Origin of the sequence: Roseimaritima sediminicola (assembly GCF_009618275.1) — a bacterium.
Classification (GTDB): domain Bacteria; phylum Planctomycetota; class Planctomycetia; order Pirellulales; family Pirellulaceae; genus Roseimaritima; species Roseimaritima sediminicola.
In genome coordinates this window covers 53,962-76,602 of record NZ_WIAD01000020.1, presented here as the reverse complement: position 1 = coordinate 76,602, position 22,641 = coordinate 53,962, and the positions used below count along the sequence as shown (strand labels likewise).

The 22,641-nt window shown below is 63.1% G+C and carries 12 protein-coding genes; 7 read left to right on the top strand and 5 right to left on the bottom strand.

What is annotated here, in order from left to right; genetic code table 11:
- Positions 1 to 103 precede the first annotated feature (103 nt).
- Complete coding sequence (locus GE027_RS11725; RefSeq protein WP_153557385.1) at positions 104 to 964, bottom strand: Vgb family protein; 861 nt, start codon at positions 962 to 964, stop codon at positions 104 to 106.
- 286 nt (positions 965 to 1,250) lie between these two features.
- Between GE027_RS11725 and GE027_RS11720 the strand changes: the two genes are divergently transcribed.
- Positions 1,251 to 2,825, top strand: coding sequence for a DUF6666 family protein (locus tag GE027_RS11720; protein ID WP_153557384.1), 1,575 nt, complete (start codon positions 1,251 to 1,253; stop codon positions 2,823 to 2,825).
- A gap of 106 nt (positions 2,826 to 2,931) precedes the next feature.
- On the opposite strand, the gene GE027_RS11715 is transcribed toward GE027_RS11720, so the two are convergent.
- The gene (locus GE027_RS11715) at positions 2,932 to 3,540 is read right to left on the bottom strand and encodes a hypothetical protein (protein ID WP_153557383.1); all 609 of its coding nucleotides are present in this window, start codon (positions 3,538 to 3,540) and stop codon (positions 2,932 to 2,934) included.
- A gap of 61 nt (positions 3,541 to 3,601) precedes the next feature.
- Here GE027_RS11715 and uvrA point away from each other — a divergent pair, with 61 nt between their 5' ends.
- On the top strand, positions 3,602 to 6,493 hold the full coding sequence (gene uvrA / locus GE027_RS11710; protein ID WP_153557382.1) for an excinuclease ABC subunit UvrA: 2,892 nt from the start codon (positions 3,602 to 3,604) through the stop codon (positions 6,491 to 6,493).
- Positions 6,494 to 6,590: 97 nt separating this feature from the next.
- Here the strand turns inward: uvrA and GE027_RS11705 are convergent, their stop codons facing one another.
- Entirely contained in the window at positions 6,591 to 6,902 is a 312-nt protein-coding gene (locus tag GE027_RS11705; RefSeq protein ID WP_153557381.1) for a Dabb family protein, read from the bottom strand.
- A 268-nt stretch (positions 6,903 to 7,170) separates the two neighbouring features.
- Here GE027_RS11705 and fusA point away from each other — a divergent pair, with 268 nt between their 5' ends.
- Positions 7,171 to 9,264 carry an elongation factor G gene (gene fusA, locus GE027_RS11700; RefSeq protein ID WP_153557380.1) on the top strand — a complete coding sequence of 698 codons (2,094 nt, stop codon included), beginning with the start codon at positions 7,171 to 7,173 and terminating at the stop codon, positions 9,262 to 9,264.
- Between the two features lie 94 nt (positions 9,265 to 9,358).
- On the opposite strand, the gene GE027_RS11695 is transcribed toward fusA, so the two are convergent.
- On the bottom strand, positions 9,359 to 9,550 hold the full coding sequence (locus GE027_RS11695; protein ID WP_153557379.1) for a hypothetical protein: 192 nt from the start codon (positions 9,548 to 9,550) through the stop codon (positions 9,359 to 9,361).
- Between the two features lie 166 nt (positions 9,551 to 9,716).
- Here GE027_RS11695 and GE027_RS11690 point away from each other — a divergent pair, with 166 nt between their 5' ends.
- Together GE027_RS11690 and GE027_RS11685 are read left to right on the top strand one after the other, a co-directional pair.
- Positions 9,717 to 11,000 carry a hypothetical protein gene (locus tag GE027_RS11690; protein ID WP_153557378.1) on the top strand — a complete coding sequence of 428 codons (1,284 nt, stop codon included), beginning with the start codon at positions 9,717 to 9,719 and terminating at the stop codon, positions 10,998 to 11,000.
- A gap of 271 nt (positions 11,001 to 11,271) precedes the next feature.
- Complete coding sequence (locus GE027_RS11685; RefSeq protein WP_153557377.1) at positions 11,272 to 15,186, top strand: PAS domain-containing protein; 3,915 nt, start codon at positions 11,272 to 11,274, stop codon at positions 15,184 to 15,186.
- A 317-nt stretch (positions 15,187 to 15,503) separates the two neighbouring features.
- On the opposite strand, the gene GE027_RS11680 is transcribed toward GE027_RS11685, so the two are convergent.
- On the bottom strand, positions 15,504 to 16,667 hold the full coding sequence (locus GE027_RS11680; RefSeq protein WP_153557376.1) for an Lnb N-terminal periplasmic domain-containing protein: 1,164 nt from the start codon (positions 16,665 to 16,667) through the stop codon (positions 15,504 to 15,506).
- Positions 16,668 to 16,885: 218 nt separating this feature from the next.
- Here GE027_RS11680 and flgK point away from each other — a divergent pair, with 218 nt between their 5' ends.
- Together flgK and GE027_RS11670 are read left to right on the top strand one after the other, a co-directional pair.
- Positions 16,886 to 18,574, top strand: coding sequence for a flagellar hook-associated protein FlgK (flgK, locus tag GE027_RS11675; protein ID WP_153557375.1), 1,689 nt, complete (start codon positions 16,886 to 16,888; stop codon positions 18,572 to 18,574).
- A 61-nt stretch (positions 18,575 to 18,635) separates the two neighbouring features.
- Positions 18,636 to 22,634 carry a DUF6797 domain-containing protein gene (locus GE027_RS11670; RefSeq protein ID WP_162006695.1) on the top strand — a complete coding sequence of 1,333 codons (3,999 nt, stop codon included), beginning with the start codon at positions 18,636 to 18,638 and terminating at the stop codon, positions 22,632 to 22,634.
- The last annotated feature ends 7 nt before the right edge of the window (positions 22,635 to 22,641 follow it).

Below are 22,641 nucleotides of genomic sequence, written 5' to 3'. Positions count from 1 at the left end.
TCTGTCTAACTTATTCCACGTGGGATGCGCAAGGTCGACACCTACCGCATGGCCCACCGCAGCAAACAGAATAGCAGCAAGGGGCGCGGCTATCTACGATCTGCTACGGTAGCAATGGTTCGGCGGTTGGCTTTTCCGTCAAGGGAAATCGAAATATTTGTTTGTTGTGAGGATCGGCCACCAACAGGGCCCCGTCCCCGGCGGCGATCCCCACCGGGTGTTTCAGCGGCCCTCCCTCGAACCATTTGCCGACTTGCCCTTCGCCGTCCACCCGCCAAATCGCTTTGCCATAACCGTCGGTCACGTAGGCCGCGTCGGCGACGTGGACCAGCCCGCCGGGGTACTGAAACGGCCGCCCGGTAACCAGCGGCGTCACCTCGCCCTCGGCATCGATCGTCACGATCGCGGCGTCATCGGGCGTCAACGCCCACAACCGGCCCCCAGCGTCAAAACTCAGACCGCGGGCGTTCACCGGCGCCACCAGTTCCGGCTGGCCGCCCTCGAGATCGACGCGAAATAGCGCGCGTCGCTCGGCATCGCCCACGTACAGCGTCTGGCCGTCGGGGCTGAGCGCCAGACACATCGGGATCCCGATAAAGCCGTCGGTCAGCCCCTTCAACTGCGCGGGATCGGTGTCGGCGGCGATGCGATAGATGTCTCGCGAAGCCGAATCCCCCACCAGGACATCCCCGCCCTCCAGAGCCAGCACACAGCGGGGGCGGTTCATGGGGGTGCGCATTTTGACCGGCCCGCGAAAGAACAATTCGGGCGTCTGGCCCGCATCGCTCAGCCGCCACAGCCCCGGCAGGTCCAGGTCCACGACCGTCACCGCGCCGCCGGGCCCCACATCCAGATTCAACGGATACGCGACCGCCGGAGCCGGTTCCTTGTCGGCCTGTTCTTTCGCAGCCTGAGCGCGCGACAGCTGTTCTTCTGGGGCTTGGGCGGCCGTGGGCTGGGCCATCGGGACGAGGCCGGCGAAGAGGATCAGTGCTAGCAACCCCGGCGAAAATCGCTTGGCGAAACCCTGCCGCAAAGCCCTCCCCGGGCCTGAGAGCCCGACCCTCCCGGAGGGAGGGTGATGATATGTCGGGCCGGCGATCCGGGCCGGGCAAAGTGTTCCGATTAGGCAAAATTTTCTCATGAGGTCGGTTCTGCGGGTCGATAGAAACGGACTAGACGCCCGAGTTTCGGGGCTAAGTGCGCGTTCGATGCGAACGTACGATCAAAGCTGAATAGGAATGCACTCGATGGATTGGCTTTCGAAAACAGTACTCACCCCCTGGCGCCGGCTCGGCTTGGCCGTGGTCGTGGTCGCCTCGGGGTCGTTTGCCAGCGGAGCGGGCAACGAACCGTACGCGGCTCGTCAAATCGACGTTCGGCACGCTCGGCAAGTTACCCGACCCGCGTCCTCGACGTCAAACAATGCCTCCCCGGCTCAGGCCCGGACCCGTTCGCAGGCAGCGACCGGGCGGCAGCGTCCGCACTCCACGGTGCAAAACCGGCTGCGATCCAGCCAACCGGCGGCCTCGCAAACCTCTCGCCCGCTGTTCCAGCAATTGGGCACCTCGGGGCGTTCTTCGGCGATCCGCCAAGCCGCTCACGGGGAGGTACTGGCCGAACCGATTCCCTCGTCGCTGGTACCATCCTACTACGGCAACGCGCCGAGCTGTGGCGTCGAACCGGGTTGTGGCGTCGAACCGGGTTGTGGCCTGGAGCCGGGTTGTGGCCTGGAGCCGCATTATCCACTGGAGCCCACGTGCGGATGCGAGGGGGTGGTGTGCAGCTGCGAACCGACCTGCGGTGCCGAGGGGCACTGCGGCGGACACTGCGGCGGCAGCTGTGGTGGCGTGCTGGAAGCGACCTGCGGCGCCGAAGGTTATTTCTGCGGCCAGATCGGCTGTGACAGCTGTGGCGTCTACGGCGAACCGGGCTGCGGGGTCGAACCGGTTTACGGTGGCGGAGCTTTGGCCGAGTGCGTGCCGGTGCTGCTGCCGATCCTGCCGATCGACTGGTGCCGTTTTGAATTCTTTGCGGGCGTGCAGGGTTTCAGCGGACCGCCGAACTTTGCCGCCGGCAACCTGCTGGGCGATCGCAGCGGCGCGGGCAGCTTCGGCTTCCACGAAGGCTTCAACGAGGGCCGTTCGCTCAAGCCGCTGCTGGGCATCGACTGGGCCGCACAGCTGGGTCTGCGAGCCACGCAGAACAATTTGGAACAAACGCCTTTCAGCGCCGACCAACGCAATCAGATCTTCCTGACGACGGGAATTTCGCGCCGCGTCGATTACGGTCTGCAGATGGGCCTCGTCTTCGACTACTTGAACGACGACTGGTACTACCACGCCGACCTGGCACAGCTCCGCGGCGAGTTGAGCTGGAAGACGGGCACCTGTCACGAGGTGGGGTATCGATTTATGGCCGGCGTCAACGACGCGTCTTCGACGACCAGCTTGATCGACGCCAACGGCGTGGTGCAGACCGGCCAGATCGGGCTGCAGGCCACCGACCAACACCGCATTTTCTATCGCCGCGACCTGGGCGGTGACGGCTTGGTCGACGGATTCGTCGGCACGACCGACAGCGAAGACACGCTGTTCGGCGTGACGGTCGCTACGCCGATGCGGGGCAGCTGGGGCATGCGAGGCGGATTCGTCTATATGAACCCGGGCGACACCACGGGCACGTTCGGCGCGGCCGAGGAGAGCTGGAATGTTTCGATGTCGGTCGTCTGGCGGCCGTGCGGACGCACCGGCAAGTGCGACGGCTACTACAAACCGCTGTTCGACGTCGCCGACAACGGCTCGTTCCTGGTCGACATCCCCTAGCGGTTGGCTTTTAGTTGATGGTTGATGGTTGATGGTTGATGGGGGCGGACAACTATCAACTAACAACTATCAACTATCAACTAACAACTATCAACTAACAACCAACCTACGGGTTGCCGGGCGGACCCGGGTAACCTGACGGCCCCGACCCCGACCCCGCCTCCGGCCCCGGCTGACCTCCTGGCTGGGCCCAGTTCTGGGTGCGGTAGGCGAAGTGTTGCAGGACTTCTTCCCGCGAGTGCGACTTGCGCAGTTCGTAGGCGTAGCGGACGTCTGAGTTGAGCAACAGGATCAGGCCCCAAACAATCACGCCCAGACCGGTCGGTGCGCAGTAACAGGTAAACACGCCCAGGCCGGCGGCGACCGCCGCGGTGATCGACAGGCCGTAGCTGCGGAAGTGGATCGCGCGCCAGCCGCCAAACAATTGCAACAGGCCGCAGGTGAGCAGCCCCAGTCCGAAAACGCCATAAACGGCGCTCAAGATCCAGGCTTCATCGCGATCTATCTCCTCGGTCGCTACGAGGACCACAGGCAGGATCAACAGCCCCAGTCCCAGCAGGCTGTACAAGGCTCCGTTGACCATTGTCACGATCCCCCAGGGCATGATCTGCTGGACCTGCGACGAGTAGTGCGGTTGCGAGGGGTCCGAAAGGCCCGGCGGCGGAGCGTCCGAGGGCATCGCATAGGGGTTGAATGACTGCGGTTCGCGTTCCATGACGAAGACTTTCGAGAAAAGACTGGCGGTTGCCCGATCGCTACGGTGCACTGACAATCCTATGCGATTGTGCGATTCCGTGCCTCTCTTGCGAAGTTTGTTTTTCGTGCCGAAACCCTCCTGTTCCGCCCCCACCATTCGCCTGCGGGGCGTTCGCGTTCACAACCTCCGCGACCTGGATATCGACCTGCCGCGAGGCCGACAGATCGTGGTCTGCGGCGTCTCCGGCAGCGGCAAGACCAGCCTGGCTCTGGATACGCTGTACGCCGAGGGCCAACGCCGCTACATCGAAAGCTTTTCCGCCTACACCCGGCAGTTCCTACAGCGGCTGGACAAACCCGACTGCGACAAAATCGAAGGCATTCCACCGGCGATCGCGGTCACGCGAGCCGGCGCGGTTCGTGGCAACCGCAGCACGGTGGCCACCGCGACGGAGATCGCCGACCACCTGCGGCTGCTGTTTGCCCGGATCGCACGCCTGGTGTGCTACCAGTGTGGGCAAGCCGTCCGCACGTTCGACCCTCAGTCGGCTGCCGCGGCGGTGGGCGAGTTGCCGCCGGGGACGCGGGCCATGATCGGATTCGCGATCGAGCTGCCTTCGGCAAGCGAGGCGTCGGAGATCCTGCTGGGCCTCCAGCAACAGGGTTATGTGCGTTTGATTCTGGGCGATCGCTCGTATCACCTGGGCGACGCCGATCGCAGTGAGCTGGCCGCGGCGATCGCCGGCGGGGAAACCAACGGATTCGTGGTGGTCGACCGCGTGACGAGCGATGGTGATCCACTGCGGCTGACCGAATCGATGGAAACGGCGATGGCCGCCGGCCAGTCGCTGGCGATCCTCTGGGCCGCCAGCGACCAACCTCTGGCCGGGGCCGCGGCGGAGGTGGAAATCGACGGACGCACCTGGCAGCGATTCGAGTTTTCCGCGCGCCACCGCTGTGACGTCTGCGATCTGGAATACCCCCAACCGCAGCCTCGACTGTTCAGCTTCAATAATCCGCTGGGCGCCTGCCCGCGCTGCGAGGGCTTTGGCGACCAGGTCGACATCGATATGGACCTGGTGGTTCCGGACGCCGACAAAACGATTCGCGAGGGAGCGATCGCGGTCTGGAACACGCCGGCCTACCGCCACGAGTGGAAGGAGCTGGTCGCCCTGGCCAAGGATTACAACGTGCCGCTGGACGTGCCCTACCGCAAACTGCCGGCCGCGGCGCGAAAGATTATCCAGCACGGCGTCCCGGAGCGCTCCTTCGGCGGCCTGGACGGCTTCTTCGCGTGGCTCGAACGCAAGAAGTACAAGATGCACGTCCGCGTCTTCCTCAGCCGCTTTCGCAGCTACACCCGCTGTGGCGAGTGCCAGGGCCAACGGCTCAAGCCCGCCGCGTTGGCCTACCAGATCGCCGGGCAGAACATCGCGCAGGTCAGCGAACTGCGCGTGGACCAGGCGATCGAATTCTTTGACAACCTGTCGCTGGACCAACGCCAGGCGACCATCGCCGCGGAAATGCTGCGACAGGTACTCGACCGCTTGCGGTACCTGCAAGATGTCGGCCTGGGGTACCTGCAACTGGAACGCACCCTGCGGACGCTGTCCGGCGGCGAATCCCAGCGGGTTGCGCTGACCGGAGCACTCGGCAGCAGCCTGGTCAACATGCTGTACGTGCTGGACGAACCCACGGCCGGCCTGCACCCGGACGACGTGCGTCGCTTGAGCCATGCGATCGGTGGCTTGCGGGCTCGCGGCAATACGGTGGTGATCGTCGAGCACGACGAGCAATTGATCCGCGACGCCGACGAGGTTGTCGAGATCGGCCCGGCGGCGGGCACCTCCGGCGGACGCTTGGTGTTTCAGGGCACGCCCGAAGAAATGGCGTCCGACCCGGACAGTCTGACCGGCCAATACCTTTCCGGTCGCCGCGGGTACTTGCCGGCCCGTGATTCGCGCCGCAGTCCGCGTGGCAAACTGGTCTTGAAAGGCGCCGCCGGGCACAATCTGCAGGGCATCGACGTCTCGTTTCCGCTGGGCGTGTTGTGCCTGGTCACCGGCGTATCGGGAAGCGGCAAGAGTTCGCTGGTTCACGACACGCTGTACGGAGCGTTGTGCCGGCAAAAACGCCGGCGCGTGCCGCCCACGTTGCCCTACAAAGACCTGGTCGGAGCCGGCCAGATCGAAGACGTGATGCTGGTGGACCAGTCGCCGATCAGCCGCAGTGCACGCAGCATCCCCGCGACGTTCGTCAAAGCCTTTGATCCGATCCGCGCGGTGTTCGCCGATACGGTCGAGGCCCGGACCCGCAACCTGACCGCGGGCCATTTCAGTTTCAACAACGAGAGCGGACGCTGCAGCGAGTGTGAGGGGGACGGCATCCAGCAGATCGACATGCAGTTCCTGGCCGACATCGCGATCACCTGCTCGGCCTGTGGCGGCAGCCGTTACCGCCGCGAGATCCTCGAGGTGCGTTATCGCGACCGCACGATCGCCGAGGTGCTGGAGATGACCGTGCAGGCGGCGCATGGGTTCTTCCGCGGGCACGCCAAGGTACAAGCCAAATTAAAACGGCTGATCGACGTCGGCCTGGGCTATATCGCCCTGGGCCAGCGGGCCACGACGCTGTCTTCGGGCGAAGCCCAGCGGATGAAACTGGCGGCCTTCCTGACCGGTGCCAAGCGGCGGCGGACCCTGTTCATTCTGGACGAGCCCTCGACCGGTTTGCACTTCGCCGACAACGTCCAACTGCTGGACTGCTTCGACGCCCTTTTGGAGGACGGCCATTCGCTGGTCGTCGTCGAACACAACGTGCAATTGATGCAGGCGGCCGATTACATCATCGACCTGGGGCCCGGGGCCGCCGACCAGGGAGGCCAGGTGGTCGCCGAGGGCACGCCCGAGGAAGTCGCCGAGGTCGCCGCATCGGTTACGGGCCGCGTGCTGGCCGGAGCATCGGTGGCATAGGCCGCAATAGTAGCTCGGCTGCCCCAGCCGAGAGAAAAAAGCAGCTCCCCCCCGGACAGCCAGGCTGCCTTTTTCCATTATTCGAGGTCTTTTTCCGTTATTCGAGGTTGCTGTCGAAGATCCGAGCGGTCGTCCAGTTGCCTTTCTGTTCCTCGATGAACTGCAGATGCCGGGGGTGCACTTGATAGGCATCGTGGGCGGCGCGGGACTCGAAGACCACGTGCAGCGAGACGTGAAAGTCCTGGTCGTTCACATCGCGTACCAGGTCTTCACAGCGGCGGCCGACGGCGAACGAGGCGACGCCGTCGTGGCCATCGAGGTATTTGTTGGCGGCATCGATCAAGGACTGAACGGACGCTTCGCTGCTGTCGGTCAGCGTAAAGAACACGTGGTGGGCTAGCTGGGCCATCGAACACCTTCCGGAATTCAGTTCGGGGCGGGAAGCGGGTAAATCAGGGCAGGCCGTCATTTAAACCGTTTGCCCAAGCAGCGTACAGAGCCCGGGGGCGGCTCGGCTGTCCACAGCTCGGCTGTCGGCTTCGCGGCCGCGAATCGGCTGATGCGCCGTTGCCGTTTGGCACGTCCAGCTTTACTATTTCGGGCGTTCGATCCGCTGGTTTTCGACCCTTGTTTACTGCTTTCACCGCAACCACCTCGCTGATTCGGCCCCTTTTGTCATGCCCACCGACATAGAACAGCTGCGAAATATTGGCATCATCGCCCACATCGACGCCGGAAAAACCACGGTTACCGAGCGGATGTTGTTTCTCAGCGGTGCCAAGCATCGCGTCGGTCGGGTGGACCATGGGACGACCGACACCGACGACGATCCCGAGGAACAGGAACGCGGGATCACGATTTTTTCGGCCTGCGTCAAGTTCCACTGGGGCGATTACGACGTCAACCTGCTCGATACGCCGGGCCACGTGGATTTCACGGCCGAAGTCGAACGCTGCCTGCGCGTGCTCGACGGCGCGGTCGTCGTCTTCTCGGCTCGTGAAGGCGTCGAGGCGCAGAGCGAGACCGTGTGGCGGCAGGCCGACAAGTACGACGTGCCGCGGATCGTGTTCGTGAACAAACTGGATCGCGAAGGCGCCAATTTCGAGGCCGTCGTGGCGCAGATCGGCAGCCGGTTGAACGGCAAACCGGTGCCCATCCAGTTGCCCGTTGGACTCGGCCCGGCCCACACCAACGATCCCTTCCGCGGCGTGGTCGACCTGATCGAAATGAAATGCATGCAGTTCGATCCGGAAACCGATGGCAAGCAGGTGACGGTCGTTGACATCCCGGACGAGATCGCCGACGACGCGGCGATGTACCGCGAACAATTGCTCGAAACCGTCTATGAACTGAACGACGAGGCGATGCAGTTGGCGATGGAAGAAAAGCCGATCCCGACGGAGCTGATCCGTGCGACGCTCCGCGAGGGTTGCTTGACGCGCAAGATCCAGCCCCTGGTCTGCGGTTCGGCCCTGCACGGTATCGGCGTCCAGCCCCTGCTCGACGCCGTGGGCCACTTCTTGCCCTCGCCGCTGGACCGCCCACCGGTCCAAGGGGTCGATCCCAAGAAACCGGAGAAGGCGCTCGAGCGCGGGCCCGATGTCAAAGAACCTTTCTGCGGCTTGGTCTTTAAAATCCTGCCCGCCAAAACGGGCGACAACTACTGGATCCGCGTCTACAGCGGGACCCTCAAACAGAATTCGCGTGTCCATTGTCCCAACCGCGACAAAAAAGAGAACGTCGCCCAGCTGTGGCAGATCCACGCCAGCAAGAAAGAACGTGACGGCCAGATCGACGAGGTCCACGCCGGCGATATCTGCTGTGTGATCGGCCCCCGCTTTGCCATCACCGGCGATACGGTCTGCGACACGCGGGACGCGATCGAGCTGCCCAGTATCAAGTTCGCCGATACGGTGTTGTCGATGGCGATCGAACCGGAGAGCACCGCGGATCGAAAAAAACTGAACGAAGTCCTCGAGATGCTGAAACGTCAGGACCCGACGTTCGACGCGGTTGAAAACGAAGAAACCGGACAGACGTTGATCAGCGGGATGGGCGAATTGCACCTGGAGGTCGTCCAGCACCGGCTGACCCGCGACTTCGGGCTGAAAGTCAAATTCTACAAGCCGCGGGTTAACTACCGCGAAACCATCGCCAAACCGGCCACCGTGGTCGGCCAGTGCAATCGGCAGATGGGCGCCCAGCAGATGTTCGCTCGCTTGGACGTGACGGTGTCTCCGCTGGACGACCCCGCCGCTCCGGTGCAAGTCTTCGACCGCTTGCCGCCCGATACGCCGATCCCGCCCGATATGCGGACCGCTGCGATCGAGGAACTGCGGGATCGAGCCGACGGGGGTGGCTTGATCGCCGGCTTCCCGTTGATGGGCGTGCGAATCGAAGCGACCGGAGGCGAAGTGCACGAAGAGAACAGCGATCCGGTGGCTTTCCGAATCGCTGCCGGCGACGCCTTTGACCGGGCCCTCGAAGCGGCCGAGCCAACCCTGCTCGAACCGGTCATGCGGATGGAGATTAATACGCCGGAAGACTACATGGGGGACATCGTCGGCGACCTCCAGCAGCGTCGCGGGGTCATCGCCAAGACGGACGTGCACGGCGAATTGACCACCATCATCGCCCATGCCCCACTGAAAGAACTGTTCGGCTACTCCAGCGCCGTGCGCAGCCTCAGCCAAGGTCGAGCGGGCAGCAGCATGGAGCCCTACGGCTATCAACCGGCCCCCAAAGAAGACGCCGAGAGTTTTTCGTATTAGGCACGTCGGCATAAATCTTTGGGTGAAACCCCGCGACAACACCCTCCCGCGCAGCGGGAGGGAGAGTAATGCCTAAGTTAATGTTGCGACTTGCTTAGGCCGCCTTCTCGGAGCGCTGCAACCGCGTCACGTTCAACAGGTACAGGTGCTCGGTCGTCTCGCCCCCGTCGGTCGTCACGTAGAGCCAGTGTTTGGTAAGCAACGCGTTTTCAGGATGTTTGACGGTCACATGCGTACCGTCACTCATCACGACCGTGAACGGAATGAAAGGCTGTGCAGTCAGCATTTTCTTCAGCTCGGCCTGCATTGTTCTCTTTTCCTCCCTGATATCTCGGACGGACGACGCAAATCCTATTTATAGCGGGCGGCGAACGTCGTGGTGAAAATCGCCATGGCCCAAAGTCTGGCGACTTCCGCTACGGGAAGTGGTCTCCGCAGGTTAGGATGGGTGGATGAAACCATCGACAATCTCTACCTACCGCTTGAGCTGGACGGCCGGGTTGTGGCTGAGCCTGTTCTGTGGGGCGGCTCACGCGGAGCCGGCCCTGCGTTCGCTGGAAGGCCGCTTTGCCACCGTCGTGACCGACCTGCCGGCCGCTGCGGCCGTCGATGGGTTGCCCGCGGACGTCGACGCCGCGGTCCCGCAGTGGCTGCGTTTTTGGCAACGCCAGCCCAACAGCGCCGCGGACTGGAAGATGACGATTTACGTCATGCAGGATCGAGCTCGCTTTGAAGAGGCGGGGTTGTTCCCGCCACGGCTGCCTGATTTTCCCTACGGCTTTCAGTCCGGACGCGAAGCCTGGGTACTGGTCCAGCCCTCGGACTACTACACGCGTCACCTGGTCCTGCACGAAGCCTTCCACGGCTTTGCCGAGCGGTTTTTCGGCGGCACCGGTCCGCAGTGGTTCGCCGAAGGCACGGCCGAGATGATGGCTACCCATCGCGGCAGCGGCCCGGCGCTGCGGGTTCCATCGATCCCCGCGACGCGGCAGGCCGTCCCCTACTGGGGTCGTTTTCGCGTGATCGCGGCCCGCCGTGAGGAAGCACGTATCCCCAGTTTTGCCGCCGTTTTGGATCAGCCCACGGCGCTGCATCGCAGCGTCGAGCCCTATGCCTGGAGCTGGGCGGCCGTGGTGATGCTGACGATGTATCCGGAATACCGCGAAGCCTTGATCGAGATCAGCGATCTGGGCGCGGATCGCAGCGAGCGGTTCACACGCGGCTTTCGCGAAAGGCTGCCGGCCGGCGAGGGCATCCTGCAGGCGCGTTGGCAACTGTTGTTGGTGGATTTCGATTACGGCTACGACACGGCGCGGGGTCGCGTCCGATTGGATCAGCCGCCGGCGGAGTGGGACGGAGATGCGCGAACGGTCGAAGTGGCCGCCGATCGCGGCTGGCAAGCGGCCGGGGTGCGGGTCCGCAAAGGAACCCACCTGCGTGTGACGGCCGAGGGCCGTTACTCCTTGGGCGACCAGCCGCGGCCCTGGACCTGCGAACCCCAGGGCGTCACCGTGCGGTACCATCGCGGCCGCCCGCTGGGCATGATCCTGGCCGCCTTGGTGCCCGAATCGCAGACCGCATCGACCGTGCTGCCGCCGGTGCAGGTCGAAGCCGTTGGCCGCGAGGCCACGGTCGTCGCCCAACAGGACAGTTGGCTGTTCTTTCGCGTCGGCGATGATCCGAGTCAACTGGCCGACAACAGCGGTTTGGCAACGGTCCGAATTCAATCCCGCTGAGCGGGCCAGCTTCCCGGCGCCCGGCGCCCGGGGCTCGGGCCACGGGCCACGGCTGCTGACAAAGCCGCCGCGGCTGCGCCGGCGATACCGGCCGCAGCGGTTTTGCCGGGGGGTGCGAGGCACGGACCTGCTGCGGGCCGCCGGATTGCCCGGATCTTGGCAGGTCGGCGGGCCTTTTTGATTGCCAATCGGCAACCGTGCTTTTAAGGTAGAATTGGCTCACGGCACCGGCCAATGAGTGCTTATCTAAAGGTCCGCTGAGAAGAATTCGATGAGTCAAACCGACCAGGACGCACCGTCAAACGCCTTTAGCAAAGGAGGCGTTTTGGAGGGGCTGCTGGAATCGATCGAAGACCTGGTCTGGGCCGCCACTCCGGACTATCGCAAACTGTTGTTCATCAACGCCGCCGCCGAAGACATCTACGGCGTGCCGGTTTCGGAATTGAAAGCCCATCCCAAGACGTTGGTCTCGGCGGTTCACCCGGACGATCAATACATCGTCGAGCAGCGTTGGGAGGCCCTTCGCCGCGACGGCAGTGCCAAGGCCGAGTACCGCGTGCTGCGTCCCGATGGCGAAATCCGCTGGGTCTCGGATCGGTTGCGGATGGTGTGCGATTCGCGGGACCAGCCCCATCACATCGAAGGCGTCGCCCGCGACATCACCTCCCGGCGTACCGCGGCGGCTGCCCTCCGAGATGCGAACGCGGCCTACCGGTCACTGGTCGACAGTCTGCCGATCAGTGTCACGCGCAAAGATTGCGATGGGCGGATCCAGTTCGCCAACGAGCGGTTCTGCAAACAGTGCAACCGGACTCTGGAAGAAGTGATCGGCAAAACCGACTTCGACCTCTATCCCGCACACCTGGCAAAGAAATATCGCGCGGACGACCAAGCCGTACTCGACGCCGGCGAAGTCTTCCACTCGATCGAAGAACACAACGTCGGCGATCAACTGAGCTATGTCGAAGTCTTCAAGGCGCCGATGCGCGACCCGAATGCCAACACCGTTGGGGTTCAGATCATGTACTGGGACGTCACCGAACAGAAACAGATCGAGGCCGAGGCGCAGTACCAAAAGTTCCTGCTGGACACCCTGCTCAAGCACGTCCCCGATGCCATCTATTTCAAAGACGCTCACAGCCGTTTTATTCGGCTGAGCGATAGCCTGACCACCAAGCTGGGCATCCGCGACATCTCCGAGGCGATCGGCAAGTCGGACGCGGATTTCTTTGCCCGCCAGCATGCGCAAGAAGCTCTGACCGACGAGCGTCAGGTGATGACGACCGGCGAGCCGATCCTGAACAAGCTGGAACGCGAAACCTACGAAGGTCGCGAGGACACCTGGTGTTCGACCACCAAACTTCCCCTCCGCGATCGCAACGGCACGATTATCGGCACCTTCGGGATTTCGCGCGATGTGACCGAACAGAAGAAAGCCGAACTGGAACTGGCTCGCGAACGCGACTTGCTGCGGACCATCATCAACCAGTTACCGAACATGATCTTCGTCAAAGATCGCGTCGGCCGCTTTGTCACCGCCAACGAGGCGTTGCTGAAGTTGATGGGTCTGGAATCGGTCGACCAGATCATCGGCAAAACGGATTACGACTTTTCGCCCTTGGAGAAAGTCTGCGAATACGTCACCGACGACCAGATCGTGATGCGCACCGGCCAACCGCTGCTGGACCAGGAAGAGTCGATCATCACGCACGACGGCCGCGAGATCTGGTCGCTGACCACCAAGGTGCCGCTGCGCGACAGTGACGGCAGCGTGATCGGCCTGGTCTGCATCGGCCACGACATCACGGCTCGCAAGAAAGCGGACCAGGAATTGCGCGCGGCCAAGGAAGCCGCCGATGCAGCCAACCGCGCCAAAAGCGATTTCCTGGCCAACATGAGCCACGAGATTCGCACCCCCATGAACGCGGTCATCGGGATGACCGAATTGCTGCTCGATACCGACATCGACGACAACCAACGCGAGTACCTGTTGATGGTCCAGAGCAGCGGTGAAAGCCTGCTGTCGATCATCAACGACATCCTGGACTTCTCGAAAATCGAAGCCGGCAAATTGGAACTGGACGCGTCGGTTTTTGAGATCCGTGAAACCCTGGGCGATACGATGAAGGCCCTGGCCATTCGGGCCCACGCCAAGGATCTGGAACTGGCCTTTCGAATCGACCCGCGAACCCCGCAACACGTCATCGGCGATCCGGGCCGGTTGCGACAGATCCTGGTCAATCTGGTCGGCAACGCCATCAAGTTTACCGAACGCGGTGAAGTCGTGGTCGACGTCCGTTGTCTGGAACCGACCGAGAACAAGGTCCGCTTGCAGGTCTGCGTCCGCGACACCGGAATCGGAATCCCCGAGGATAAACAGAACCGCATCTTCAACGAATTCGAACAGGTCGATTCGTCGACCACCCGCCGCTTCGGGGGCACGGGACTGGGTCTGGCGATCTCTTCGCGGCTGATCAAGATCATGGGCGGCAACCTGTGGATGGAAAGCGAAGTGGGCCGCGGCAGCAAGTTCTATTTCACCGTCCAACTGGATCGCATCGAAAGCGATCCTCCCAAGTTTGCGGATGTCGTCGTGGTCGGTGGCACGCGAGTATTAATCGTCGACGACAATAAAACCAACCGCCAGATCCTGTGCGAGATGGTTCGAAACTGGGGCATGCAGCCGACCGAGGTCGATAATGCCGAAGCCGGTCTCGCGATGCTCCGCGAAGCCCAACAGGCCAACGCGCCGTTCGGCCTCGTCCTCAGCGATGTGCAAATGCCCGATGTCGATGGGTTCCAGTTCGTCAACTGGGTGCGGAAAACCCCCGCCGTTTCGCACACGCCCGTCATCATGCTGACCTCCGGCACGCGCACCGGTGACGCCGCCCGCCGCGACCACCTGTGTGTTGCCGACCGCTTGATGAAACCGGTCAAACAATCCGAATTGTTCGATTCGATCGTACGCGTGTTGGGGGTGACGTCACCGGAATACGAAAGCAGCGATAGCGAAACGGATCCTTTACAGCACTACGATTTGGGCAGCCTGCGGATCCTGTTGGTCGAAGACAATCTGGTCAACCAGAAACTGGCTCTGGGCGTGCTTCAAAAACATGGCCACCAGGTGACGGTCGCCAGCAACGGTCAGGAGGCATTGGAGCGGTTAACCGAGAACGTCTATGACCTGGTCCTGATGGATGTCCAGATGCCGATCCTGGACGGCATCGCCGCGACGCGTAAAATCCGAGAACAGGAGCGAGCGAGCGACCGACACCAACCGATCATCGCGATGACGGCCCATGCCATGAAGGGCGATCGCGAAGAGTGTCTCGAGGCGGGGATGGACGAGTACATCGCCAAACCGATCCGCGTGTCGGCGATCCTGGAAAAATTATCGCACGTCATCGAACGCTTTGGAACGGCGGACGACGATGGCGATGACGATGACGACGATGATGATGACGACCGCGATTTCGAAATCACCTCGGGGGCTACCATGAACGACCCTGCCGACGCATCTGCAGAAACGCAATCCCGCGATCCGCAAACCGAGCCGAGCGAGCGAAGGCAAGAAACCGCTTCGAAGGACCACCCGGCACCCCAGGGGCACCAGGCGGACAATTCACCGCTCGAAAATTCCGCCCCCCACAGCCAGGACAGCACGACGCGGCCGGCCCAGTCATCCGGCAGTGAAGGCGGCGAAGATTCCGACGGAGAACTGGGGATGGACGATGCGGGTTCCGCGGCCGAGCCTCACGGCACACACGCTGCCGCCGACGATCCCACGGCCAACGAGCAAGGTCCTTCCGACGACGCTTCGCAGCGGCCGCCGGAACCGGTCGTCGACTGGAACAAGGCGCTGGCGATTGTGGGCGGCGACCCGAAACTGCTGCAGGAGATCATCTCGGTCTACTTGAACGAAAAGCAGAATCTGCAGTCCGACATGCGCAAGGCGCTCGACGCCGAAGACACCGAGCGGCTGTTCCGCGCCGCCCACACCCTCAAAGGTGCATCGGCGGCGATCGGAGCCCCCTGTGCCACCGAACGCTGCCGCCAACTGGAGATGGCCGCTCGCGAGTCCGAACTGGACCGGCTGCCCGAACTGTTCGAAAGCTTGTTGGAGGAATTGACCGCGGTCCAGCAGGAGATCGAACGCAAACAAGCGGAACTCGAGACGTCCGAGTGAGCTTGGTGGTTGCTCCGATCTCGGAGACCGGGTTGAACGCGGCGTTGGTCTCGGCTGGGCGAGGACCAGGAGGTTTAACCACGAATCTTCACTAATCAGACGCTAATAAAACTTCCTTCTCCTGCCTAGATTAGTGCTGATTAGTGAAGATTAGTGTTCCCCGTACGACGGCCTGCGCGCTGCCCAACAACCAAACTCTGGCGAGTTCAGCGACGTGGCGCAACTAAGCACGTCGCAACCTTTAATTCGGCATCACTCTCCCGCTGCGCGGGAGGGTGTTGTCGCGGGGTTTCACCGAAAGATTCATGCCGACGTGCTTAACGACCAACACCTCCAGCTGCGTCGTGGCTCTGCCAGTTCCGGCGGATCTGCCGCGAGAAATCCCTCCCAAACCCCAGCTCGCGAGCGAGCGGATCGATGCGGGCGCGGCGCTGCAGGCCTTCGAAACTTTCGCCTTCACGCGTCTTTGCGATCAATCCCAGCTGGAAAGCTAATCTCGGCGAATACCCGGGCATGACGATGCGCGGGTCCAGCCAGTTGATGCGGTCGGGCGTCAACGAATAGGTCTGCCGAACGATCGTATTGGTGCAGTTATTGGTCAGCGTATGATAGAACTCGGGCCGCCGGCGCAGTTGGTCCATCCGCTGGGCGAAGCGGTCGAACAAGACCTGCACCTGCTCGGCCGAGGCTGCGATGCGATAGAGATAGACCCGATCGCTGGGCCGCAGGATGGTGCGCGAACCGATCAGATCGCGTTCGTCGCCGACGACCAACATTAATTCGAATCGCCGGTACATCCCCTGGACCGGCGAGAAGCTCTCGCCGACTTCGCGTCGCACCTCGGCCGAAATACTGAAGTAGCGTTGCTGGCGGTCGTCGTCGCGGTAGCCGAAACTGACAAAGGTGTGAGCCAGACCTTCGAAGGCTGAAAAATAGTGCACGACCAACCACACCGATTCCAGCTGTCTGCGATCGAACTGCAGCCCGTCGTAGCGCACGGTGTAGTCGTCGGCCGTGCGGTACTCGCAGTGGCGGACCGCGTGCAGAGTCATCCGCTGCTGGTCACGTTGCACCCAGGGCAGGCGTTGTTGCCCGTCCACCCAGTTCCGCTGATTCGAAGGGACAATCAGCTGCAGCAGCAGAAATACCAGCACGAGGGAACCGGCCCACAAGCCGCCGGCGCGATGGCGGCCAAGGCGGCCGCGTCGGCGAGCGCCCCACACCCAACCGGCCGCCGCGAGGTACACCGCGGCCAACAACCACGCCAGCGGCCGCGGAAACAGCGAACAGTGCAGCAGCGCCCCGCTGGCCCAGATCACGGCCAGCGCCAGGGCGCCACTGCGCAGCCCGCGCCGGGCCGCGCGGCCCATCCTCCGCGGCCAGGCCCGTCCCCTTGCGGCCTCGGCCACAGAGCTGCCCTCGAGGTCGCTGGCGGCCTGGGGCGAGGCCGCGCTGGATGGTCCGTGGTTCGGCTTGCTCATAACAGTCTGGTCGTTTAAGCGGCTTCGTTCGGTCCGCGGTTCCCGCCTGGCGTCCACCGGGGCCGGATTGCAAAGCCGGGTCGGGCGGTCGCCGGCGACAGGGCTGTGCATTGTTCCAGAGGGCCACCGGTTCCGAATAGAGGGATTTGGTAAACTTTGACGGCTGGGGCGTCGATAACAGGACCAAAGCCGTTTCCCTTTCTTCGGGTGACCGTTGGATGTCCCTGTTCAGTTCGATCAATCAGTCCGCCGCCGCCCTGCGAGCTTCGCAGATGGGCCTGCAGGTCGTTGGTCACAATATCGCCAACGCCAATACGCCGGGCTACATCCGCCAGGAACTGGAGCTGATCCCGGCGACGACCACGCGGATCGGCCAGGTGATCGTCGGCCAGGGTGTGCTGCCGCGGGGCACGCGCCAGGTCATCGATCAGGCGTTGGCCGAACGCATGTGGAGTGCCAGCACGGCGGTTTCCGGCGGCGAGACCCTGCAAGCGGCTTACCGCGAACTGGAAGACATGGTCGGCGGCTTGGACGACACCGGCCTGGGCAGCCAATTGACCAAGTTCAACGAATCGCTGCACAACCTGGCCAACGCTCCGGCCGACCCGGCGGCTCGCGACCTGGTCCTGATGCAGGCCAATGCGCTCTCCGGAGCGATCAACCAAGCCCACAGCGACACCCAGGCCGCCAAGAACCGCACCAACGACCAACTGCCCATCCTGGCTCAGACCCTGAACTCGCTGTCCAGCCGGATCGCGGACCTGAACATCGAGATCATGGTCCTCGAGGGCGGTCGCTCGCTGTCCAGCGACGCTACTGGGCTGCGCGACGAGCGTTACAAGTTGCTCGAAGAAATGGCGCAGATCGTCGACATCAATGTCCAGGAACAGTCCAGCGGATCGGTCAGCGTATTCGTCGGCGGGGATTATCTGATCTCCGAGGCGAACTACCGCGAAGTCTATATGGCCTACAACCAAGCGACCAACGGACAAGAAATCCGTATCAAGGAAACCGATTCGCCGCTGAAGGCCAAGAGCGGTACGATCGGTGCCGTGCAGGTCGCCCGCGATGAAGTCTTCGGTTCCTACCTCGAAGAACTGGACACGTTCGCCGCCTCGCTGGCCCGCATCATGAACGAGGTGCATTCCCAGGGTCAGGGTCTGGAGGGACACAAGCGGATGGTCGGCACCATCAGCGTCGAACCCGGCGTGCCGCTGGAACGCGCCGAATTGTCCTACGAGCCGCAGAACGGTTCCTTCGACGTGCAGGTGCTGGACGAACAGGGCCAATTGGTCAGCTCGCACCAGATCACCGTCCAGAACCTGGGCATTGTGGGCGATTCGACCGTCAACTCGATCATCCAGCAAATCGACGACATCGATGGCGTGTCGGCCCGGGTCAACGGCGATGGCAAGGTCGAACTGGTTGCCGATGTGGATGGATTGAGCTTTACCTTTGCCGACGACAACAGCGGTTTCCTGGCCGCCGCGGGTTTAAATACCCTGTTCACCGGCAGCAGTGCCCAGGACCTGGCCGTGAACGACTACCTGATGGAGAACCCGCATCTGTTGTCGGTCAGCAAGGGTGGCGTGGGCAACGACACCGACGCGATCGCCGAACTGGTCGATCTGGTGGCTCGTCCCAGCGACGTCCTGAACGGACAATCCTTGCAGGCGTGGCATCAACAGAAGGTCGCCACGATCGCCGAAAGCGTCTCGCTGCAGCGCAGCAGCGCCGAGGGCCACAAGGATTTCTACACCACGCTGCAGGCCCAGCACCTTTCGATCACCGGGGTGAACCTGGACGAGGAGGCCATCAAATTGATCGGTTACCAGCGAGCCTTCCAAGCCTCCTCGCGGGTGATCTCGACGGCCAGCGAGATGCTCGACCTGCTGGTTTCGCTCTGATCAACTACAATGCCTGCGACGGTTTCTCTGTTCCTTCGCCGGTATGGTGGTCCTGGATCCTATGCGTTGTTGCTACGGTTTGTCGGTCGGGCTGGCGGGGTATGTGTTCCTGGTCGCTTGGCTGTGTCTGGGCGACCCGGTCGCGGCCCAGGTTCCGCGTTCGCTGGCGGGGCGTCTGCTGGTCGAGTCGCCGGAGAGTCTGGCGGCCGAAGCGGCCACCACCGGCGATGCGGCTCGCGGTGCCGTGCTGTTTCATCAGCCTTGGATGGCGTGCACCCAGTGCCATGCTGGCCCCGACCGACCGCACCGGCTGGCACCCGATCTGGCGGTTGCGGCCCCGCATCGCAGCGACGTGTTTCTGGTCCAGTCGATCCTGCGTCCCAGCCTGCACATTCACCCCGAATTCCAGCTGTCCAGCCTCGTCACGACCGAAGGACAGGTCCTGATGGGATTGCTCGAGGGCGATCCAGAATCGGACCACACGCTGCGGCTGCGCGATCCGGCCAGCGGTCAGGAGACGACTCTGGATGCCGAAGACGTCGAACTGGTCCAGGTCCAGCCGCAATCGGCCATGCCCGACAACCTGGTTGATCAACTGACCAACCGCACCCAGTTCTTGGATCTCGTCGCCTACCTGCGGGAGATCCGCGACGGTGGGCCCGAGCGGGCGGCCGAACTGAAACCGCTGGCCTCGCAAATCGCCGCGCGGCCCTTGCCCGATTACGAAGCCCGAGTCGACCATGCCGGACTGATCCGGTCCTGGGATGATGCATCGCTGCGGCGCGGCGAAGCTATCTACGGGCGGCTGTGCATCAATTGCCATGGCGATCTGGAGCGTCCCGGCTCGATGCCCACGTCCTTGCGCTTTGGCGAGGGACGATTCAAGAACGGCAGTGATCCCTATGCGATGTATCAAACGCTCTCACGCGGCTACGGCGCCATGGTGGCCCAGTCCTGGATGGTGCCCCAGCAAAAGTACGACGTGATCCATTTCATCCGCGAACATTATTTGCGCCAGCACAATCCGGATCAGTTCGTACCATTGGGCGAGGACTACCTGGCGGGACTGCCCGCGGGCGATACGTTCGGGCCGGAACCGGATGAGACCCATCCCTGGTCGCAGATGGACTACGGCCCCAATCTGATGGCCACGCTGGAAATCGGCGATGACAGCAGCAACTTTGCTTACAAGGGCAACGCGATTCGCTTGGACCACGGCCCGGGCGGCGTGTCGCAAGGCAGCCACTGGATCGTCTACGACACCGATACAATGCGCGTCGCGGCGGCCTGGCGAAAGGATCCCGAGCAGGACGGCCGCTTCATCGATTACAACGGAATTAATTTCAACGGCCGCCACGCCATCCATCCCCGCATCGTCGGCGACGTCCTGTTTGCCAACCCCACCGGTCCGGGCTGGGCCAGTCCCGACGGTGACTACGAGGACCGCCGCGTGCTGGGCCGAGACGGTCGCCGGTATGGCCCGTTGCCACGAGACTGGGCCGAGTACCAGGGCATGTACGCCCACGGCCCCGACACCGTGATGCATTACCGTGTCGGCGAGGCAGAAATTTTGGAAACGCCATCGCTGCGACGGCTGACCGCGGACGCGGCGGCGCCGCCGATCGACGTCATCAGCCGGCACCTGCGTTTGGAGCCGCACGAGCGACCGCTCGAGATGCAGGTCGCGTTTCTCGGCGAGGACGTTCACCTGCAACCGCTGGCCGATCAGGGCGACAGCGGACGCGCGTCCTGGGTGTACGCCGCACCGCAGCACGAGGAAACCGCTGCGGCCTCTGCGGCCGAACGGTTCGACGGAAACGGGCACTGGGTTGTCCCCGACGCTTCGGACTGGAATCTATTCGATCAGGACTACAGTTTGGTGGTGCGATTTCGCACCGAGGGCGACGGCACGTTGATCGCCAAGACGGCCGACCAAGCCAAGTGGGTTCCCGACGGTAAATCCCTGTTTGTCCGCGGCGGCAAACTGGTTTTCGACATCGGCTGGGTGGGAGCGATCCAGTCGCAGCGGCGCGTCGACGATGGCCGCTGGCACACGGCGGCGGTCCTGTTCGACAGCCAAGCCAAACGCGTCACCCTGGTCGTCGACGGCCAGCCGCAAGCCGAACGTCCGCTCGCGCCCAAGAACGCCGTCTCCGATCACGTGCTGCGGATCGGCTGGACCTCGGAGAACTTTCCGGCCCAGCCCGCCTTCGAAGGCCGCATCCAGCGGATTCAATTTCATCGGAAACGCTTTGCCCAGCCGCAGTGGGAAGCACTGTGTCGGTTCCAGTTGCCCGAGCAAACGGTGGGCGAGACGCTGCGAGCGGATTATCACTTCAGCGATCAAGCGGCCGAGGTGCGCGATCGCAGAGATGCGTCGACGCGGTTTGTCCGTCATCTCGCTTCGGCCGCCGGCGACACGCCGCCGCCGCTGTTGGTCGGATTGGCCGGCGACACCGAAGGCACTCGATTGCACGTCGCCCGAGGCCGCCTGAGACTGTCGATCGCACCCCATGCGAAGGCGCGCCGGATCACCATCCATCACGCCAATCCGGCCGACCTCGCCGCGGCCAAACGCGTCGCCGAACAGTCTTCCTCCAGCGACGCTCCGCCGCCGGCGCTTGCGGCCAAAACCGCCGGCGGCCCGCGGCGCTGGCCTCAGACGGTGACCACGCAAACCGCGGTCATGTTCGACCAGGGGCCCTTCGCCGTCGATCGTTTGACCTACCCCGAACAGAACCCATGGTTCTGCCGCATGCGTCTGACCGGTTTGGACTTCTTGGACGATGGCGCCAGTGCCGTGGTCTGCGACTGGGACGGCAACGTCTGGCGAGTCGACGGCCTGGACCGCTTGTCCGCCCTGGAAACGTCGCCGCCGAAACAGTCGCCGCTGAAACAGTCGCCGCTGGAGTGGACGCGGATCGCATCGGGCTTGTTCCAGCCGCTGGGGATCAAAGTCATCGACGGCCGCGTCTACGTCGGCTGCCGCGACCAGATCTGCATCCTGCACGACCTGAACGGCGACGGCGAAACCGACTACTACGAAAACTTCAACAACGACCACCAGGTCACCGAACACTTCCATGAGTTCGCGATGGGCCTGCAGGTGGATCGCGATGGCAATTTGTATTACGCCAAATCCGCGCGGCATGCGTTGAAGGCCGTGGTGCCGCATCATGGCACGTTGTTGAAGGTCTCGCCCGACGGCGAGTCGACCGAGATCGTGGCCACGGGTTTCCGCGCGGCCAACGGCGTGTGCATCAATCCCGACGGCACGTTCATCGTCACCGACCAGGAAGGTCACTGGAATCCCAAGAACCGCATCAACTGGGTTCGCCCCGGCGGGTTCTACGGAAACATGTACGGGTACCATGACGTGACCGACGCTTCGGACGATGCGATGCAGCAACCCTTGTGCTGGATCACCAACGCCTTTGATCGCTCGCCGGCCGAGCTGTTATGGGTCGACAGTCCAGGCTGGGGACCGCTGCAGGGCAGCCTGCTAAATCTGTCCTATGGCTACGGCAAAGTATTTATTGTCCCGCACGAGAAACGCGGCGACCTGGTACAGGGCGGGATGTGCGAGCTGCCGATTCCACAATTCCCCACGGGCATTCATCGCGGAAGATTTCACCCCGGCGACGGCCAGCTGTACCTGTGCGGCATGTTCGCTTGGGCGGGAACCCAGCATCAAAACGGCGGCTTCTATCGGCTGCGTTACACCGGTCGACCGGTCATTCTTCCCAAGGAACTGAACGCGGCCGGAACGCGTATTCGTCTGCGGTTCACCGACGCTCTGGCCGCGGCCGACCTCCGTCCCGAAGACTTTGCGATCCAGACCTGGCGGCTGAAGCGTACCGCCTCGTATGGCTCCAAACACTACGACGAGCGGCGTTTGCAGGTGGCCAGCGTCCGGCTGGAATCCGACGGCCGCACGATCGTTCTGGAAATCCCCGAACTGCAGCCCACCTGGGGCATGGAAATCCGCTATCGTGTCCAGCCACGGGAAAGCCAGACGCCGGTCGAGGGCGTCATTCACAACACGATTCATCGGCTCTAAACGCCTT